We start from the raw sequence: 17,552 nt of genomic DNA, 5'->3' as shown, positions 1-17,552 counted from the left end.
CCCCTATTCGGCGAATTTCCCCGCTAAAATGTCGAGCGAAGAATAATGCGTCAAATCAAGCTGCAAAGGGGTAACGGCAATGTAGCTATCGTCAATCGCCTCCAGGTCGGTGCCGTGGTCCAGCGTGTGCTCAATCGCGTGCAGGCCGAACCAGAAATAGCGGTTGCCGCGCGGGTCGCGGCCTTCGACGATGCTACCACGTGAGTAATCGTGAAAGCCCTGACGGACGACGCGAATGCCTTTGATCGCGTCGGCTTCGAGCGGCGGGAAATTGACATTGATCAGCGTGCGCTCAGCAAATTGCACATCAAGCAGCGGCTGGATCACCTTCGCGCCCCATTGCCGCGCGGCGGCGAATGCGTCGGCGTTTTCCATGCTTTCTCGCGAGTAAACCTGAGACAGGGCGATGGAGCGAATGCCGGCCAGCGCTCCTTCGATAGCGGCGGAGACGGTGCCCGAATAGGTGATGTCATCGCCCAGATTCGCGCCGCGATTGACACCGGAGAGGATCAGATCGGGCGGGCTGTCCATTACTTCGCGCAGGGCCATCATTACGCTGTCGGTCGGCGTGCCGGTGACGGCATAGCGCCGCTCGCCAAATTGCTGCAGGCGCACCGGCTGGTTGAGCGTTAGCGAGTGGCCAGCGCCGGATTGTTCCTCTGACGGGGCGCAGACCCAGATGTCGTCTGAAAACTGCCGCGCGATTTCCTCCAGCACCTCAAGTCCGGGCGCATGGATACCGTCATCATTGGTCAGCAAGATGCGCATTAAGCGCCGCCCGCCTTTGCCTGAGCCTCCAACTTGGTCACGCCGCCCATATAGGGATGCAAGACCTCTGGAATAAGGACGCTGCCATCGGCTTGCTGATAGTTCTCCATAATCGCCACCAGCGTGCGGCCCACCGCAAGGCCGGAGCCGTTGAGGGTATGCACAAACTGCGTCTTCTTCTCGCCTTCAGGGCGATAGCGAGTGTTCATCCGCCTCGCTTGAAAATCGCCAGTGTTGGAGCAGGAACTGATTTCGCGATAAGCGTCTTGTCCGGGCAACCAGACCTCCAGATCATATGTCTTGCGCGCGCCAAATCCCATATCGCCAGTGCACAGCAGCATCTTGCGATAAGGCAGGTTTAGTTTTTGCAAAATGCTCTCAGCGGCGCCGGTCATACGCTCATGCTCGGCCTCGCTATCTTCCGGGCGGACGATGCTAACGAGCTCGCATTTCTCGAACTGGTGCTGGCGGATGAAACCGCGCGTGTCTTTGCCGGCGGAGCCAGCCTCGGACCGGAAGCATTGGGTGAGGGCAGTCATGCGCATTGGGAGCTGAGCGTCGTCGACGATTTCGCCCATGACGGATGCGGTCAGGGAGACTTCGGCTGTGGGGATGAGCCAGCGTCGATCTACGTTGTCTTCTTTTCGCATATGGGCGATGAAGTTTGCCATTTTTCGAGCGCTATCCTCGGCGGCAAAAACATCAACGATCTTCTCCCAACGATCTTGGGTTCGTTTGGCGAGACCGTCAATGTCAAAGCTCAGTTCGGTCTCGAAGCTATCTTCGGCAAATTTAGGCAGCTTATCGGTTCCATACATCGCCGCATCACTGACCAAAACTGGCGGCGCGCATTCGGTATAGCCAAACTCGCCGGTTTGCTCATTGAGCATCCATTGCCCCAAGGCCCGATGCAGGCGTGCCATGCCGCCGCGCAAGAAGGTAAACCGCGCACCGGAAACTCTCGCTCCAGTCTCAAATTCCATGCCTAGCGCTGGGCCGATATCGGCGTGTTCTTGCGGGTCAAAATCAAAGCTTGTTTTATCGCCCCAAGTTGAGACTTCGACGTTGTCCTCTTCGCCTTCACCATCTGGCACATCGTCAAATGGCAAGTTCGGAATGATGTCGAGAGTAGCTTTCAACTTCTCGCCCAGCTCGCGGTCTTGCTCTTCCAATGCGGGCAGCGTCTTCTTGAGCTCGCTCACCTCTGCTTTCAGCGCCTCGGCCTTGGCCGTGTCGCCTTGGCCCATGGCTTGGCCGATGGCTTTAGAGGCTTCGTTGCGGCGACTTTGCCCCTCTTGCAGCTTGGTCGCGACCGCGCGGCGTTCTTCATCCAGCGCCACAATGCCGCGTGCAACAGGTTCATGTCCGCGCCGCGCCAAAATGGCGTCAAAGGCGTCGGGATCGTCTCGGATAATTCGGATATCGTGCATGGGGCCAGCCTATGCCCGCTTGGCTAGCCAAATTCCAGTGCATATGCGGACAAGTGCTCTGCCCTAGGTTGCGCAGGGGTTCAAACCGGCTAGACCAAGGGTCTGACGTCAGATCAGCGCCGCGGGGCAAGTGCGGCGAACAGGGGCAAAAATAGAGGGCTACCTCATGCAGCACGGACGGGTCGCGCCTCCGCAACGAACCGCATTTATCGCCGGGCTCAATCGCCTGCTGGGCGCGGGTGAGCGAACGGGCGTTCTCGCCCCTGCGCGTTTCAGCAAAGATGCGCTGATGGAGGCGGCGGCGCGCAAGACCGGCCTCAGCGATTTTGGCGATCCATGGTTTGAGCGGCCCTTTGAGGTGCTACTGGATGCAGTGCGCGGCGAGGCGCGGCTCAATCTGGCGGGCCAGCACAGCGCGGTGCAGCAATTCAATAAAGTGCTGACCGACCGGCTGTGGGCGCAGCAATGGTTTGACCGTTTCCCAGAGATCCTTGAGCGACCAATCCCGCGTCCGGTGGTGATCGTCGGCCCCATGCGGTCGGGCACCACACGGATGCACCGGCTGCTCGCAAGCGATCAGCGCTTCACTCACATGCGCAGTTTTGAAACGATCAGCCCGGTACCGCGCCCTGATTTTGAAGAGGTGCTGGCTGGCAAGGCGAAGGATTTTCGCCCAGTGCTTGCGCGGCGGATCATGAAGGTCGCGCGGGCGGCCAATCCGCGCACGCTCTCGATCCATCCGACCGGGCCGTATGAGCCCGAAGAAGAGCTTGGCCTGCTCGTCTCCAGCATGTGGGGGATGAAGCACGATGCGCAGTGGCAAGTGCCAAGCTATTCCTCATGGTGCGCCAAGGAGGATGCGACACCGGCTTACCGCCATCTCGCCAATCTGCTGCGCTTGATCGGCTGGTCGCAGCAGGCCTCGCCGCTGCGCCCGTGGATATTGAAGACACCGCAGCACATGCTGGATCTCCCCGCTTTGCTGAACGTGTTTCCCGATGCGCGCCTGATCTTCACCCACCGCGATCCCAGGAGCCTGGTCGGCAGCGCCGCCTCGCTCGCCTGGAACCAGACAATCATCTATTCCGATCACGTGGATCCAGCCCGTATCGGGCGCGATTGGCTGGCCAAGACAGAGCAGCAGATTGAGCGGATGCGCGCGGCGCGAGAGGGACTTGATCCCGAGCGCATGATTGATGTGCAATATGAGGATATGGACCGCGATTGGCGCGGCGAGATGGAACGCGTCTATCGCTTCCTCGATCTCGATATGGCTCCGGCAGAGGCCAAGATGGCGGACTATCTGGAGCGCTCAAAATCGCTGAAGCGCCATCCGCATGTTTACCGGCTGAGCGATTTTCACGTGAGTTCGGATGAGGTGGCGGAGCGCTTTGCCGATTATGTGCGCGCCTTTGACGTGCCGACCAATGGTTGGGGCGAGGGCATGGGGTCTCGCACCGGCGCAAATGCAGCAGCGGCGCCGATCCAGAGAGAACGACGCCGCCGGTTTGGTTGAGAGCTGGGCGAACAGCCACTCACCATTTGACCCAGGCCATGCGCGTTCCCACCTAAGGTCCTATGACAAAACCGGATTTAAGCGAAGCAGACATCAGCGCGATCATCGAAATGGCGCTGAGCGATCATATCAGCTTCGCCACGATAGAGACCGAATACGGCCTGTCCGATGCTCAGGTGAAAGAACTGATGCGGTCCTCGCTCAAGCCCTCCAGCTATCGCACCTGGCGCAAACGCGTGCGCCGATTTGGCGATCGCCGTGAGACTTACAAATAGGGATTTGCATTTGGCAAAATACGGTAGCGAAGTGAGGGAGGCGTAAGCGTGATGCCTCCCTCACTCTCGTGGTTAGAAGCCGAACAGCACAGTGGCCCGGGAACCGATGCTGCCATCGCCGGTGTTCCCGCTGACCCCAGCGGCGAGATAGACATCTTTCGCGATTTCCCCGGCGAGATTGCCGGCAAAGGCCTGCTCTCCGCGGTAATTTGCAACTGAGAAAGACAGCGAGAGCGATTTGCCCGGAGCAATCGCTGGACCGCCCATCGCCATGGCCGCTGCGATGCCGCCCGACAGGCTTTCGTTGACGTCCTCCAGGCGGAAGCTGAGATCCTGCACCCGCCCGCTCAGCGCATCGAACTGAGCGGTGGAGACTTGGGCAACCGCATTGAGCGCCACCCGCACATTGTCGACCGAGGCGGCGGTGGCAACGCTCTGACGGCCCAAAGTGCCGTTGGCGTCCACTGTCACCGCATCAACAGGGCCAACCTGAGCCGCCGTGCTTGCATCGATATCGCCGATACGAACCGATGAACCTGTCCCGCCCAGCGTTACTTGATTGGCTGCCGTGGTTGCAGCGCCAGCCCCAATCGCGGTCGAGCCTTCTTGATTGACCAACGCGCCGTTACCCAGCGCCAGAGCATTCGCGGCCTGCCCGCGTGCGCCAGCGCCAATCGCTGTCGCGCCTGCCACTGTTGCACGGGCCGAGCCGCCAATCGCGGTTGCATTCGCGCCGCGAGCAAAGGTTCTGTTACCCAGCGCAAAGGCATCGTCACCGCGTGCGGTTGCCGCTTCACCAATGGCCGTGGCCCGAGCCGATTCAGCCAAAGCGCCTGCACCCACAGCCAAAGCGCTCACCCGCGTCGCACTCGCGCCTGAACCAATTGCAATGCCGTTGTCTTGCTGGGCAACCGCATCCGCGCCCAGCGCGATGGAGGCAATTCCTGTTGCTCGCGAGCCAGCTCCATCGCGGTTGGCATCTGAGCCAATTGCTATTGCATCTTGGCCAGAAGCCTCGGCGGAAGGGGTAGCAGCTTGTTCAGATTCAGCGCCAATCGCAATTGAGCGAACCCCGCTGCCCAAAGCCCGTGTGCCGACAGCAATGGCGCCATCGCCATCGGAGAATGCTGCGTCACCTACAGCCAAACTCAATGCACCCTGCGATCTTGCAGCCTCACCAATCGCAATGGATTCAAAGCCCGATGAGTTTGCAAAGCGGCCAAGCGCGAGGCTTTCTTGGCCTGTGGCGTCTGCCAAAAGGCCAATGGCAATGGCTCCTCGGGTAGATGCGGCTGCATTAAGTCCAATGGCCATCGTTTGTTCGGCAGAGGCCGCTGCATTATCACCAACTGCAAGGGCAAAATCTGCTGCCTTTGCAAGGCTTCCGATCGAAATTGCGTTCGTACCTATTGCATCTGCTTGATTGCCTAACGCCACGGAATTAAGTCCTGTCGCCCTTGAGTCAGCTCCCAAAGAGGTCGCGCCTATGCCGACCGCCGTGGCACCAGCTCCAAATGCGCTACCTTGAGCTTGTTGAGCGGTAGACAAGATCCCAACGGCCGTTCCATTGTTTGCTAGTGCGTCGGATCCAACGCCAATAGCAACTGAGAAACTGCCGCTTGCATCAGCTAGCGCGCCTATCGCAACGCTTTCGTCACCAACGGTGCTGGCCCCTTTACCAATCGCAATCGAGTCAGCACCCGCGCTAGTGGACGAACCGCCCAAAGCAATCGCATCATCACCGGTAGCACTTGCATTTGATCCAATGGCCAAAGCCTGTTCTGCTGAAGCAGTCGCGTCGTCTCCAAGAGCGAGAGAAAAAGCCGCCGCTTCAGAGCTGCGACCAATTGCGATTGCGTTGTTACCAAATGCGTTGGCGTCGCTACCGATTGCAGTTGCATCAATCCCGGTGGCGACCGCTCCCATACCGGTCGAATTAACCGCAAAATAGTTCAGTTCAGCTGCGTTTGCATCGGCTGTGGATTGCGCTGCTGCTGCATCTGCGAGTGCTTGAGTCGCATCCGCCTGAGCTGCTGACGCAGTACCGTTTACTCCGGAAATCACCGTATTCAGTTGACCGAGGTTCACAGCATCGGTGTTTGCCGTGCCCGCCGCAACATTGGTTATCCGGCGCTGGACAAACTGGCTGCCAACTGAAACTGTATTTGCTTCTTCCGCAACGGACCGGTTGCCAAGCGCCACAGCTCCATCACCAGTTGCACTGGCGCCGGTTCCGATCGCCGTCGATCCGAAACCTGTCGTGCTGCTGCTGCTGCCCACAGCCAGACTGTTCATAGCTTGCGCGCTCGCGCCAACACCCACGGCCACGTCTAGACCTCCAGATGCAATCGCCCCAGGGCCGATGGCTATTGTTGGTATGCCTCCACCTCCTGGGCCGTCGAAGCCTTCGGCTCTCGCACCATCACCAAGGGCTATCGATGCACCGCCTGATGCAATCGCTCCGCGGCCAAAAGCGGCTGCGCCGTCACTAAAAGCTACGGCATTCGTGCCGATCGCAGCTCCGCCAATCCCTGTCACGCTGGCATTGTTGCCAATTGCTGTCCCGTTGTTTGCGGTAGCTGATGCGCCTCCGCCTACAGCAGTAGAAGCCGTTCCAGTGGCCGTGGCTCCAACGCCGCAAACGAGGGCGGTATCGTCATCACCAGAATTCGCCCCGCCATCATCATCGGTAGCGGCGTCGACGACGCCATCGTCATCTCGATCTAGCAAACAATCATCGGCGCGCGCCGTGTCTGCAGAACCCATTCCTACGGCAATTGCTCCCAATGCCGCTGCTGCCATCAATGTATAACGCATAATTCTACTCCATCTTCGGCCGATGGAGACAAAAGGCGATAGATAATCGCGTATGTAACGAAACGGCAAGCGAACGCTACCGCTTTAGCCCCCAGTATTCAGCCCCCCGAATCCAAACTACGACCCGTTACTAAACTTGCCAGATAAGAGGAGGATAGCAAGCAGGTCTTACGCGCTATTGCGTAATCGTTCCCAGAATGACCCGGTGTTCATTTAGTGCGTGCCTAGACGGCGGGCGTTAGTCCGCAAACAGCGCCTTGAGCATTGCCAGCACCCCTTGGCCCTTACTGCTGGATGCGGCGTTGGGCGTGGCTGGGCATTCGAGGCAATAGGCCTGAACGCCCGCTGTGCCGGACAGGCGATCAACATCGCTGGCAAGCTGGCCAAGCAAAGCGCCGCGTTCGCGCGCAGCCATCGCGAATAGATCACCCCCGCGCGCGCCGGAGGCGTCCGGGCTGGAGCTGGTCAGCATCTGACGGATCAGCGAATCGTATTGCGCGGTGCCAGCGCCGAGGAAGCGCGGGCTATAACCGTCTTCTTCAAGTTCGGCCTCGGCCGCGACCCAAGCAAGCGCCTCTTCAAAACCGCCAAACTGGTCAACCAGTTTAAGCTGACGCGCGGTACCGCCGTCCCACACGCGGCCTTGCGCGATCTCATTAACGCGCGCTGTGTCCATACCGCGCGCTTTACCGACCCGTTCGAGGAAATCGGCATAGGTGTCTTCGACTGAAGCTTGCAGGATCGCATCCACCTCTGGCGTCAGTCCGCCGACGAGGTCAGGCTGGCCCGACAAAGGCGTGGTGCGATAGCCATCAGCGTTCACACCGTATTCTGCCGCGGCGTCTTCAAAAGTTGGCAACACGGCAAACACGCCGATTGAGCCAGTGACCGTTTCTGGCTGAGCGAAAATGCGGTCGCCTGCGGTCGCGACCCAATAGCCGCCGCTGGCCGCGACATTGGCGAAAGAGATCGCAACCGGAATGTCTTTCGCGCGGTGGCGCTCAATCGCAAGGCGGATTTCTTCGGAGGCTAGCACAGAGCCGCCGGGGGAATCGACGCGTACAACGAGACCAGCAAGGTCATCATCCAGCGCCTCATCAAGGATGCGGGCGATCCGGTCTCCACCAGCGGTGCCGGGGCCAGCATCGCCATCGACGATCTCGCCAGCGACGGTGACAACACCGATAGATTTGCCAGAGGCGGACGGGGTCACGTCAGCAAGGAAGGGCGCGAATTCTGCCGTTGCATAGGCGCCGGGCTTCTTGCTCCAGGCGTCTTCACCGGCGAGCTCGGCCACGCGCTCCCCAAAGGCAATCCGGTCTCCCAGCTTGTCGACCAGGCCCGCGTCGAGCGCGGCCTTGGCCAAGTCGCCCTGTGAGGCGGTGACCCATTCAACCGGATCGCCGGTTACTCGATCGAGGTCGAGCGAAGGACGGGCTTTCTTGACGTTGGCCTGCCATTCTTCCCACATCGCGCCGTACAATCCGGCGAGGTTTTCGCGCGCTTCATCGGACATGGAATTGCGCGAGAAGGGCTCAACCGCCGACTTGAATGTGCCGACGCGGTAAATGCGGGCGTTGATGTTCAACCGGTCGAGCAGATCGCCGTAATAAAGGTTGCTGCCACCGGGGCCGGCGATCATCGCGCCGCCCAGCGGGTTGATCCAAACCTCGCTGGCGTGCGCGGCGAGGTGCATGTGGTCATCGGCATATCCGAGTGCGTAGGTGAGCACTGGCTTTTCCGCTTTGCGAACGCGATCCATCGCCTCGCCAATGGCCTGCATGTGGACCTGACCACCGCCGACGAACGACGATAGGTCGAGCACGACCGCCTTGATCCGCTCGTCGGTTGCGGCCGCGTTAAGCGCAGTGACCAGATCGCGTGACCGGTGCTCCGCAACGGGCGCCTGGCCGCTGAGGAAGGTTTGCAGCGGGTCAATCTCAGAGCGTTCTTCGACGACAAAGCCATCAAGCTCGATCAGCAGCGCGCCCTCGCGCACTTGGCCGGGGCTTGGGCGGGCAGAGAGCACCGCGAACAGCGCCATGAAAAACAGCAGCATGAAAATCAGCACAAGCCCGTCTTTGACACCGACCAGCAGTTTCCAAACCTTGCCCACAAAACTCATGAATTTTCTTTCAAATAGCCTGGCCACCCGCGCCCTCGACCCTTCCATCCGGATTCTCTCCCGGTATGATCCGGGTGGAAGGGTGGAAGAGCGCGGGTGGTGCAGCACCGTTAAAACGTAACTCTGACGCTAAACTAGGCATGCGGCGCGCAAACTTCCATCGCAAACAGCGCAAAACTTGCGCATCAATGGGTTGAGCGTGCGACAGCGCTCGACTAAAGGCATCGCTTTAATGACATTGTCCGGCGAAAACACAGGCTCTGGCCGCTATCCAGCGGGCCGTTTGGCCTTCCCGCACCGCGATCTGGTTGGCATTGGCCAGCTGGAGCGCCACGAGATCCTCTATCTGCTTGAATCTGCGGAGCAATGGGTGGAGCTCAATCGGCAACCCTCCAAGCACACCGATCTGCTGGGCGGGCAGACGATTATCAACGCGTTCTTTGAAAACTCGACCCGCACGCTGCTCAGCTTTGAGATTGCGGGCAAAAGGCTGGGCGCGGATGTAGTGAATATGCACGCGGCGCAAAGCTCTGTAAAAAGGGTGAGACGCTGATCGATACTGCGATCACGCTTAATGCAATGCGCCCCGATGCGATTGTAATCCGCCACGGGGCGAGCGGCGCGACACAGCTGATCGCGGACAAGGTCGATTGCCCGGTTCTGAACGCGGGCGACGGCAGTCACGAGCACCCAACTCAGGCACTGCTCGATGCGATGGCTTTGCGTCATGCGCTGCGCAAACGCGGGGAGGCGGCGGAGGATTTTACCGGGCTGACGATCACCATTTGCGGTGACATCCTGCATAGCCGGGTCGCGCGCTCCAACTTGCTGTGCCTGCAAGCTTTGGGCGCAAGCGTGCGCCTGTGCGCGCCGCCGGCCTTGATGCCAGCGGGCGCGGAGGCGATCGGCGCGCAGCCGTTTCACAATTTTGACGAGGCGCTGAAGGGTGCAGATGTGGTGATGATGCTGCGCCTGCAAACTGAGCGGATGCAGGGGCAATTCATCCCGTCTGAGCGTGAATATCACCATCTCTACGGCCTCACGCAGGCGCGGCTAGCCAATGCGGCGCCCGATGCGTTGGTCATGCACCCCGGCCCAATGAACCGCGGGGTCGAAATCGACAGCGAGGTGGCCGATATGCTCGACCGCTCCATCATCACTCAGCAGGTGGAAATGGGGGTCGCGATCCGGATGGCCGCGCTCGACATTCTAACGCGCAGCGCGCGCGGCGTTGAAGGCTGGGCAACGGCTGAGGGGAGCGCGTCATGAAGCAATCACAGCCTCTCACAATCATCGGCGGTCAATTGGCGACGCCGGGCGGCATGGTCAGCGGCGGCATCCGAATGGATGGCGGCCTCATCACGCAAGTCGGCGCAGACATCGCCGCGCAGGACGGCGACCAAGCAATCGATGCGCGCGGACACATCATCGCGCCGGGCCTAGTGGATCTGGGCGTGTTTCGGATCGACAAGGCGGCGTTTCATTTTGGCGGGATCACCCGCGCGGCCTTGATGCCGGATCAATCCCCGCCGCTCGATTATCCCAGCCGGGTCAGCATGATCGCCAAAAGCGGCAAGCCAGACCTGTGGGTTCACCCGCTGGCAGCGGCGACCCGAGCGCTGGACGGGCAAGAGCTCGCCGAAATCGCGCTGATGAAGGATGCGGGCGCCAGGGGGATCGCCACTGGGCGGCGCTGGATCGCAGATTCCGGCGTAATGCTGCGCGTGCTGCAATATGCCGCGATGCTGGATTTGGTCGTTGTGACGCATGGCGAGGACGATGCGCTGTGCGGTGAGGCGGCAGCGACTGCTGGCGAAATGGCCACCCGTATGGGCTTGCCCAGCGCTCCGGCAGAGGCAGAAGCGCTGGCTATTGCGCGCGATATTTCGCTGGCTGATATGGCGGGCGCACGGCTGCATATTCGCCAGGTGACGACGCAGGCAGGCTTTGATCTGGTACGCGCGGCCAAGGCTCGCGGCATCAATGTGACCTGCGGGATCACCTCTGCGCATTTTATGCTGTCTGATCTTGCGACCGTGCAATTTCCGACTTTCGCAAAATTCTCACCGCCCCTTCGCAGCGAAGCGGACCGGCAGGCGGCGCTAGCAGCGATTGGCGATGGCACCGTCGATGTGATCGCATCGGGCCATGATCCGCGCGGGCCAGAGGACAAACGTCTGCCCTTTGCTGATGCAGAGGCAGGAATGGCCGGGGCTGAGACGCTGTTGGCGATGACGCTCACTTTGGTGCGCGATGAGGTGATCGATATGGCGCGCGCTTTTGCGTTGCTAGCGGGCAATCCGGCGCGCCTGCTCGGCATGCCAGCCGGTCAGCTAGAGGCGGGGCTAGAGGCGGATATTGCGCTGATCGATCCCGAGGCCCCGTGGATCATCGATCGCCGCAAGATGTCCGCGACCGCTGATAACACACCGTTTGACCGCCAAGGCGCTCAGGGCCGAGTGAAGGCGCTGTTTAAGGGCGGCGTGCAAGTTGTTTGATCTAGATTGCCTCCGGCTGACCTAGCCAGCCCGTACCCTCCACCCTTCCACCCGGATTATCACACCGGGTTACGATCCGGGTGGAAGGGTGGAGGGGCGGGCGGCTCCGGCAAATCAGGCAAACACATCCCCATACAAAAATACCCCCGGCGTTTCGCGACACCGGGGGCTATTTTCGAAGTCTTTGAAACTTCTAGAGGTTTGGGAATATTTTTAGCGTGTGCGCGCTGCGATCCGCACTCCGCGATCAATCGCGCCGGCTGGCGGGTTGATCTTGGCATAGGCAAAGCAGCCTTTGCCGGATGAGCGAACGGTCGAACACATGTTGCGTGCGCTGCTGAGGCCAAAGCCAGCGGCGGCGACGCGGAAGAAGGTTCTGCCTTTCACTTCCGCTTGCGTGATCACCACATCGTGGTTTGCCGGCTGCGGATAGCGCGATTGGTAGATTTCCCAGGCGCGGTCGGCTTCGGCGCGGCTGGAAAAGCTGCCGAATTGAACCATGTGCGTGTCATCAGAACCAGTTGCGGCGGCTGCCATGCGGCGCTGGCTGGATGCCGCGGCCACAGGTGTCGGGCGCTTTGCGTTGTCAGCATAGCTTGAAGGCAATGCTTGGACGACTGGGCTTGAAACGAAGCGAGCGCGGGCAGGTGCTGGTGCGGGCTTAGGCGCTTCAGCAACCCGGGTAGGGGCCGCGGCAGGTGCCGGATCAAATGTTTCAATCGTGCTGTCGTTTGACACACCAAAGGCGAGAGCTTCGCTTTCGGTTGGCATAGCAGCGGGTGCCGGTGCCTGAGAAGCAGCCTCAGCGACCATAACGCCTTGGCTTGGGAAGTTGCTGAGCGCGAGGTATTGCGGTTGGCCGCCATCTTGCGCTGGGTTCACGCGCAGCAGACCTGCGACGCGGATTTGGTATTGCTCAGGGGCGCTTTGAGCGGCCCATTCGGCAATCCGGTCGTTCACTTCACCAGCCGGCACATCTTCTGCCGCCATCACGCGGGCAGCGCGCCAATTGCCGGCGAGGGCATAGGTGTAGGCAAGGTTCTGGCGAACCTTCGCGCTGTTCTGGCCGCCGCGCAGAGCATTGGTCAGAACGTGCACGCCCTTTTGCGGCTGTCCAGCCAAGGCATAGGCGAGGCCGAGATCAGCCGGATCGATATCGGAAGACCAAGCATCGAGCTTTGCAAGCGCGCTGCCTTTATCGCCGAGCGCTGTTTTAGCCAGCGCGTAGCTTAGGACGGTGCGCGGATCGGTGTCGCCGAGTTCTAGGGCATCGTCAAAGCTGGTCGCGGCCGATTGAAAGCGGCCCGATTCCAGATAAGCAGCGCCGAGCATCGCGCGGAATTCCGCATTGCGAGGATCAGCCAGTACCGCTGCCTCTGCATGCGTAACCGCCTTATCGACCTGGCCTTTTTCCAGCGCGGTTTGCGCCTTGCTGAAAGAGGATAGGGCTGGCGGGGCAGCCGAGGTGGTGCAACCTGCAAGCGCTACGCTGGCAAGTGCGGTCGAAACAATGAGGCTCATTTTCGGGCCGGTCATTTTGTAGGTTTCGCTGCGGTCCATGGTCATAGTCCTTGTGAGTAACTCTGCTGTCTTGGTTCGATGCAAAAAGTTAACAAATCAGTCGCGTTTCATCTTTTCCGCAAGCGTATCGAGGTCATCGATCTGGTCGAGCAAGGCGTCGAGCGCCTCGGTGACCAATGCTTGCGCGCTCTTGCCTTGCATGGTTGATGCGAGGCGAAGTTTCAGATGGCGATCAGTGTCGAGGCGCAAAGTGAAAGCAGCGCGGCGTCCAGATGAACGTGCGGATGCTTTCGCGGATTTGCGCTTTTTAGCCGATTTGCTGCTCTTTGAAGCAGGCACTGGAGCGGGAGCTTCGGCGGTTTCCCCGGCAATGCGTGCGGCCAGCTCTTCTTGCTGGCGCAGCACATCGGGTGTGTCCGCGTTTTCGTCCCAATCATGCTCTTCAGCGTCTGCGTCGTTAGGCTCTGCCGGGGACAATTGAACCACATTCGCAGTTTGCGACTGGTCCTCTGTTTCGTCCTCTGCACCCATATCGTTCCAGCCCAAGTCTTCCAGATTTGCAGGCTTGCCTGCGTCAGGAAGGTTGGTGAGCTGAGGGCGCATAGCCGGTTTGGCCCCGCCCTTACGAGCGAGCAGCGCGGAATTCAGCGAGGCAAAGCTTGCTTCAGTCATCGCGCAGGTGCTCCTTTATTGAGCGACGCGGCGACCGAAGCCACCACCGCCAGCCGGACGGCCACCGCCGACAGCTTGCTGCTGGGTGCCCGGTGCGGCGAATACGGTGCGGCGGAAATTCTTCTCAAGCCGGTCCGAAATATACTTCCAGAGTGCTGTCATTTCAGCAGCACTGCGGCTTTCCGGATCAACCTCCATAACCGTGCGGCCATCGATCATTGATGCGGCATAATCGGTGCGATGATGCAGCGTGATCGGGGCAACAGTGCCGTGCTGTGACAGAGCCACAGCTGCTTCTGAAGTGATCTTGGCCTTAGGCGTCGCTGCGTTCACTACGAACACCAGCGGCTTGCCAGCACGCTCACACAGATCAACCGTCGCACCAACAGCGCGCAAATCGTGCGGGCTTGGACGAGTTGGCACTACAATCAGTTCGGCAACACCGATAACCGATTGAATTGCCATGGTGATCGCCGGCGGCGTGTCAATCACGGCCAGTTTAAAGCCCTGCTGACGCAGAACTTGAAGATCATTGGCGAGCCGAGCAACAGTCGTCTGAGCAAAGGCGGGATATTCCGCCTCACGCTCGTTCCACCAATCAGCCAGCGATCCTTGTGGATCGATGTCGATCAGTACGACTGGGCCAGCGCCCGCACGCTGTGCTTGGACGGCGAGATGTCCGGAAAGGGTAGTTTTCCCGGATCCGCCCTTCTGCGATGCTAAAGCTAGTACACGCAAAGCCTTGGTCCCCCTGTTAGGCCGTTGGCGCCGCCTGATTGCGGCTTGGATGACACTGAGATCGCAGGATACCCCTAATTTACAGTTAACGAGGATCACGAAACCAACATCTTGCTTGGCGTTAGGGTATGGCAACGAATTCCTAACGGATCGTTCACTATAAGGCACATGTGCACGCCCGTACGCGCAAGCAATCGGGCGGCCAGCACACAGTTTTGACGCTATTTATAAGAGAATGATCATGGCCCATTTCCTTGCCCTTGATGCCGATTCTAAATCTGCAATTGCCCGCGTGCTTGCTGGTATGAGGTTGGCCGCGAGCGGAGCCGTCGCAGCGATCGCTCTGGCAGCGGCGCCGGCAATGGCGGATGTAAAGGCGGGCGTGGATGCGTGGAGCTCTGGCGATTTCACCACTGCGGTGGAGCAATGGCGCGGCCCGGCTGGGCGCGGCGATGCCGATGCAATGTTTAACCTCGCCCAGGCGTACCGCCTTGGCCGCGGGGTTGAGCTTGATGTCGAGCGCGCGCGTACTCTTTATGCTGAGGCAGCGCGCAAGGGCCACGTAAAGGCGGCCGATAATTACGGCCTGCTCTTGTTCCAGCAGGGCGAGCAAGCGGAAGCCATGCCGCTCGTCACAGCGGCGGCGGAGCGCGGCGATCCGCGCGCGCAATACATTTTAGGCTTGGCGCATTTTAACGGCGATTACGCGCCAAAAGATTGGGTGCGCGCCTATGCTTTGCTTACATTGTCGGTGTCTGCTGGGCTGCCGCAAGCGAAAGATGCCGTCGCGCAAATGGACCGTTATGTGCCGATCGAACAGCGCCGAATGGCTCAATCGGTTGCGCGTGATCTGGAGGCAGAGGCGGTTAAACTGCGCGCTGCGCAATTGGCCGATGCAGAGCTTAACCGCCTGCCATCGGGCACGCAGCCTGCGCCTAGGGTTGCGCAAACCACTCCGGTTCCTGCGTCTAGCGAACCTCGGGTAAACACTAATTTTAGTCTTAACGGCCCAGCGGCGGCTAGCACCACTGCTCCCGCAGCAGCCGCACCGACTCGCGTAACGCCGCCTGCGCCGCGCACCGCCGCGACCGGCAATGGCCCTTGGCGGGTTCAGCTCGGCGCGTTTGGCGTGGCTGGCAATGCAGACCGGCTTTGGAAAAAACTCTCCGGCTCCAGCGCTTTGTCTGGTGCGCGCAAGATTCTGGTCCCAGCGGGCCGGGTCACGCGTCTGCAAGCGGGCGGTTTCGCCTCGCGCGCGTCCGCGCAAAAAGCGTGCAACGCCTTGAAGGCCAAAGGGCAAGGCTGCCTCGTCACTAAGAAATAGGCCCTCGTTTTTCGGCGAACCACCGAGAGCGGCTCACGCACTACCCACAGCCCGGCTTTCGCTTAAGGGGAAGGCTGCTATCATTGCGCCCGGACAAAGGGTGGGATCGACATGAGTGATACGCAAAGCGGGCAAACGGCTGAATTTACACTGGGGGATAATGCGCCAGAAGGTGTGCCAGAGGGCGGACCAGCCAAAACTGCAGACCGCATCGACAGCCTAGATTTCATTCGCGGTCTTGCCGTGATGGGCATTTTGTGGGCGAACATCATCGCCTTTGGCCAACCTTTCAGCGCTTATATGTTCCCCGAGGCATTCCTTGTCCCGGCCAATGATCCGGGTGGATGGCAATGGATTGCGCAATTTGTCGTGATCGATGGCAAGATGCGCGGGCTCTTCACGATCCTGTTTGGCGCGGGACTCTACCTATTTATAGAGCGGGCTTGGGCGCGCGGTGAGACGCGCTGGCTGCAGGCGCGGCGATTGTTCTGGCTGCTGCTATTCGGCCTCATCCATTTCTTCTTCATCTGGCGCGGCGATATTCTTGCCTATTATGCCCTGATCGGATGGGTCGTCCTGCCATGCCTCAAATGGAAAGCTGAAACGCAGCTAAAGGTTGGGCTGCTCGGATATCTGGTTGGGGCAATCCTCTATGCTTTGATGATGGTGCCGCTCGCTTTTGTGGCTGATACGCCGATGGGGGAGCAAGCCGCGTTCAGCGAAATGCGCGATGATTTGGAGGGCGGCAAGCAAGAGGCGCTGGCCGAAGACGCGGTTGAGGCCGAGATCAAGCAATCGGGCGATTACGGCGCATTTGTTCAGCACCGCGTTGAGGAGCATTGGTCTGAACCCTTCGCCAACGCGATGTTCTTTGCGATTGAGACGTTCCCTTTGATGCTCATCGGCATCGCGCTTTACCGGATGGGATTTTTTAGTGGCGGTTGGGCGCCCTCGACTTTGCGCAAATGGGGCTGGATCGGTCTGATCAGCGGGGGCGCGCTGCATTTGGCCATCGCGCTGTGGGCTAAGTCGAATGGCTTTACCTATTACGGGACGCTTGCTTCCTTTATCGGGGCAAGTCCGCTGCCCAGGCTAATGATGGTTCTGGGAATGGCCGCTTTGCTCGTGCTGGCCGCGCCCAAGGCGACCGGATGGCTGGGGCAACGCGTGTCCGCCGCCGGGCGGGCTGCCTTCACCAATTACCTTGGCACTTCGGTGCTGATGCTGCTGGTCTTCCACGGCTGGGCTTTGGGTTTGTTTGGAGAGCTTAATCGGCCGCAGCTTTATCTGGTGGTTCTGGCCGCGTGCATCATCATGCTCGCTTGGTCAAAGCCGTGGCTGGATCGGTTTCGCTATGGTCCGCTTGAATGGCTCTGGCGCTGCCTGACCTACGGCAAGCTGTTCCCGATGAGGCGGTGACGGCTCGCTTGTTTTAGTGCCGGCGCGAGTGGCTTGGCCCTTAAAGCCAGAATCCTCTTGCTATTGAGATTAATTCTCATAAAGTGATTTTGCAATTGATTCGCAGGAGTAGCGAAAAGCCGTCATGTATATCTGTATTTGCAATGCGATCCGTGAAACTGACCTGCGTAAGGCGGGCCTTGGCACATCTGGCGATGCAGAAGCGGTCTATGCAAAGCTCGGCAAGCGTCCCAATTGCGGCCAATGCCTTCAAGAAGCTGACAAAATTCTGGATGAGGTGCGCGGCGTTGCGGAGCGGCTTGCTTCTTGCAAAGAACTCGCAATCTAAACTGGCAACACGCTATTGCGAGGGTATCGCAAGTAGCTGAAAATCTTACATTTTTATACGCCCACGCCTTGAATGGCGGCGGTTTTGCGCGCATATAGTGCGCACATCACAACCAGTGTCA

The 17,552-nt window shown here is 59.9% G+C and carries 13 protein-coding genes and 1 pseudogene; 7 read left to right on the top strand and 7 right to left on the bottom strand.

The window, feature by feature from the left end; genetic code table 11:
• Nucleotides 1-3 precede the first annotated feature (3 nt).
• Nucleotides 4-768, bottom strand: a complete 765-nt coding sequence (surE, locus tag AC0V6M_RS02540) for a 5'/3'-nucleotidase SurE (RefSeq protein ID WP_486137297.1) — start codon at nt 766-768, stop codon at nt 4-6.
• Nucleotides 768-2,198, bottom strand: a complete 1,431-nt coding sequence (gene serS / locus AC0V6M_RS02535; protein ID WP_486137296.1) for a serine--tRNA ligase — start codon at nt 2,196-2,198, stop codon at nt 768-770. The genes surE and serS overlap by 1 nt, the downstream gene beginning before the upstream one ends.
• A 166-nt stretch (nt 2,199-2,364) precedes the next feature.
• Between serS and AC0V6M_RS02530 the strand changes: the two genes are divergently transcribed.
• Together AC0V6M_RS02530 and AC0V6M_RS02525 are read left to right on the top strand one after the other, a co-directional pair.
• The gene (locus AC0V6M_RS02530) at nt 2,365-3,714 is read left to right on the top strand and encodes a sulfotransferase family protein (protein ID WP_486137295.1); all 1,350 of its coding nucleotides are present in this window, start codon (nt 2,365-2,367) and stop codon (nt 3,712-3,714) included.
• 62 nt (nt 3,715-3,776) lie between these two features.
• Nucleotides 3,777-3,989: a TIGR03643 family protein gene (locus tag AC0V6M_RS02525; RefSeq protein ID WP_486137294.1), complete on the top strand. Its 213-nt coding sequence runs from the start codon at nt 3,777-3,779 to the stop codon at nt 3,987-3,989.
• Between the two features lie 72 nt (nt 3,990-4,061).
• Here AC0V6M_RS02525 and AC0V6M_RS02520 read toward each other — a convergent pair whose 3' ends face one another.
• The gene (locus AC0V6M_RS02520; protein ID WP_486137293.1) at nt 4,062-6,806 is read right to left on the bottom strand and encodes a hypothetical protein; all 2,745 of its coding nucleotides are present in this window, start codon (nt 6,804-6,806) and stop codon (nt 4,062-4,064) included.
• Nucleotides 6,807-7,044: 238 nt separating this feature from the next.
• Nucleotides 7,045-8,931: a signal peptide peptidase SppA gene (gene sppA, locus AC0V6M_RS02515; RefSeq protein WP_486137292.1), complete on the bottom strand. Its 1,887-nt coding sequence runs from the start codon at nt 8,929-8,931 to the stop codon at nt 7,045-7,047.
• A 232-nt stretch (nt 8,932-9,163) separates the two neighbouring features.
• Between sppA and AC0V6M_RS02510 the strand changes: the two are divergent.
• Nucleotides 9,164-10,200, top strand: a pseudogene (locus AC0V6M_RS02510) (aspartate carbamoyltransferase catalytic subunit).
• The gene (locus AC0V6M_RS02505; RefSeq protein ID WP_486137291.1) at nt 10,197-11,429 is read left to right on the top strand and encodes a dihydroorotase; all 1,233 of its coding nucleotides are present in this window, start codon (nt 10,197-10,199) and stop codon (nt 11,427-11,429) included. Before AC0V6M_RS02510 ends, AC0V6M_RS02505 begins: the two are co-directional and overlap by 4 nt.
• Nucleotides 11,430-11,642: 213 nt before the next feature.
• Here AC0V6M_RS02505 and AC0V6M_RS02500 read toward each other — a convergent pair whose 3' ends face one another.
• Genes AC0V6M_RS02500 through AC0V6M_RS02490 form a run of 3 tightly spaced genes read right to left on the bottom strand, consistent with a single transcriptional unit; the run spans nt 11,643 to nt 14,360 of the window.
• Complete coding sequence (locus AC0V6M_RS02500; RefSeq protein ID WP_486137290.1) at nt 11,643-12,989, bottom strand: SPOR domain-containing protein; 1,347 nt, start codon at nt 12,987-12,989, stop codon at nt 11,643-11,645.
• Between the two features lie 57 nt (nt 12,990-13,046).
• The gene (locus AC0V6M_RS02495) at nt 13,047-13,622 is read right to left on the bottom strand and encodes a hypothetical protein (protein ID WP_486137289.1); all 576 of its coding nucleotides are present in this window, start codon (nt 13,620-13,622) and stop codon (nt 13,047-13,049) included.
• 15 nt (nt 13,623-13,637) lie between these two features.
• Nucleotides 13,638-14,360 carry an AAA family ATPase gene (locus tag AC0V6M_RS02490; RefSeq protein WP_472639565.1) on the bottom strand — a complete coding sequence of 241 codons (723 nt, stop codon included), beginning with the start codon at nt 14,358-14,360 and terminating at the stop codon, nt 13,638-13,640.
• A gap of 241 nt (nt 14,361-14,601) precedes the next feature.
• On the opposite strand from AC0V6M_RS02490, the gene AC0V6M_RS02485 reads away from it, so the two are divergent.
• The 3 genes from AC0V6M_RS02485 to AC0V6M_RS02475 all read left to right on the top strand — a co-directional run bounded on the left by AC0V6M_RS02485 (nt 14,602) and on the right by AC0V6M_RS02475 (nt 17,431).
• The gene (locus AC0V6M_RS02485) at nt 14,602-15,684 is read left to right on the top strand and encodes an SPOR domain-containing protein (RefSeq protein ID WP_486137288.1); all 1,083 of its coding nucleotides are present in this window, start codon (nt 14,602-14,604) and stop codon (nt 15,682-15,684) included.
• 111 nt (nt 15,685-15,795) lie between these two features.
• The gene (locus AC0V6M_RS02480) at nt 15,796-17,103 is read left to right on the top strand and encodes a DUF418 domain-containing protein (RefSeq protein ID WP_486137287.1); all 1,308 of its coding nucleotides are present in this window, start codon (nt 15,796-15,798) and stop codon (nt 17,101-17,103) included.
• A gap of 124 nt (nt 17,104-17,227) precedes the next feature.
• Nucleotides 17,228-17,431 (top strand): (2Fe-2S)-binding protein, encoded by a 204-nt coding sequence (locus AC0V6M_RS02475; RefSeq protein ID WP_486137286.1) that lies wholly within the window; start codon nt 17,228-17,230, stop codon nt 17,429-17,431.
• Nucleotides 17,432-17,552: the final 121 nt, after the last annotated feature.

This window comes from Erythrobacter sp. JB3-1, assembly GCF_057364995.1.
The sequence above is the reverse complement of the archived record's forward strand: the minus strand, read 5'-3'. Positions and strand labels throughout refer to the sequence as shown.

What these genes read in the sequence shown, in the direction of transcription:
- surE (WP_486137297.1), bottom strand. Translation starts at nt 768, where the DNA reads ATGCGCATCTTGCTGACCAATGATGACGGTATCCATGCGCCCGGACTT.
- AC0V6M_RS02525 (WP_486137294.1), top strand. Translation starts at nt 3,777, where the DNA reads ATGACAAAACCGGATTTAAGCGAAGCAGACATCAGCGCGATCATCGAA.
- AC0V6M_RS02480 (WP_486137287.1), top strand. Translation starts at nt 15,796, where the DNA reads ATGAGTGATACGCAAAGCGGGCAAACGGCTGAATTTACACTGGGGGAT.
- AC0V6M_RS02495 (WP_486137289.1), bottom strand. Translation starts at nt 13,622, where the DNA reads ATGACTGAAGCAAGCTTTGCCTCGCTGAATTCCGCGCTGCTCGCTCGT.
- AC0V6M_RS02530 (WP_486137295.1), top strand. Translation starts at nt 2,365, where the DNA reads ATGCAGCACGGACGGGTCGCGCCTCCGCAACGAACCGCATTTATCGCC.
- AC0V6M_RS02485 (WP_486137288.1), top strand. Translation starts at nt 14,602, where the DNA reads ATGGCCCATTTCCTTGCCCTTGATGCCGATTCTAAATCTGCAATTGCC.
- AC0V6M_RS02475 (WP_486137286.1), top strand. Translation starts at nt 17,228, where the DNA reads ATGTATATCTGTATTTGCAATGCGATCCGTGAAACTGACCTGCGTAAG.
- AC0V6M_RS02505 (WP_486137291.1), top strand. Translation starts at nt 10,197, where the DNA reads ATGAAGCAATCACAGCCTCTCACAATCATCGGCGGTCAATTGGCGACG.
- AC0V6M_RS02500 (WP_486137290.1), bottom strand. Translation starts at nt 12,989, where the DNA reads ATGGACCGCAGCGAAACCTACAAAATGACCGGCCCGAAAATGAGCCTC.
- AC0V6M_RS02520 (WP_486137293.1), bottom strand. Translation starts at nt 6,806, where the DNA reads ATGCGTTATACATTGATGGCAGCAGCGGCATTGGGAGCAATTGCCGTA.
- sppA (WP_486137292.1), bottom strand. Translation starts at nt 8,931, where the DNA reads ATGAGTTTTGTGGGCAAGGTTTGGAAACTGCTGGTCGGTGTCAAAGAC.
- serS (WP_486137296.1), bottom strand. Translation starts at nt 2,198, where the DNA reads ATGCACGATATCCGAATTATCCGAGACGATCCCGACGCCTTTGACGCC.